At 78.0% G+C, this 583-nt stretch carries 1 protein-coding gene; it reads right to left on the bottom strand.

The features are described from left to right. The coding region (locus FNX44_RS28455; RefSeq protein WP_500274217.1) for a SepX/GlpR family protein at positions 1 to 583 on the bottom strand (583 nt) is incomplete at both ends.

Genomic DNA, 583 nt, shown 5'->3' with positions numbered 1-583 from the left:
ACCGGGGTCGGCGGGTTCGGCGGCGGTGGAGCGGGCCGAGCTCCAGGTGTCGGCGGCGTCGAAGTCGACGCCCTGCGCGTTGCGCGGAGCGACCGGGGCGGAGACGTAGGTGGGGAGCGGTACCGGCACCGGGTCCCAGCTGCCGCCGCCCCGGGTGGTGCGGCGACGCTCGCGCTGCTGGTCGACCCACTCGGCGTGGTCGGTCTGCTCGACGACCGCGCGGCGGTCCTCGCTGAGGGCGGGCGCGACGCGTTGCGGGGTCGCGCGCTCGGGCTCCTCGGCGAGTGCCGGGGCGGGTACGGGTTCGGCCGCGACCGTCGTGCGTTCCGACCGGAGTCGGCGGGCGGCGGCCTCCGCGCGGCCGCGGTCGAGCCGTACGGCGAAGCGGCGGCGTTCCTGGGCGCGGAGGTGGGCGATGTAGGCGCTGAGCAGGACGGCCGGGACGGCGGGGGCCCACAGGAAGCCGAGCCCGCCGACGGCGGCGAGCACACTGCCGGCGGTGAACCACAGGAACAGCACCATCGTGGTGCGGCGACGGCGGGCGAGGACCTGGGCGCGCCGGTTACGGGGGCCGCGCTCGGAG

The organism is Streptomyces alkaliterrae (assembly GCF_007097205.2).
Lineage (GTDB): Bacteria > Actinomycetota > Actinomycetes > Streptomycetales > Streptomycetaceae > Streptomyces > Streptomyces alkaliterrae.
The sequence above is the reverse complement of the archived record's forward strand: the minus strand, read 5'-3'. Positions and strand labels throughout refer to the sequence as shown.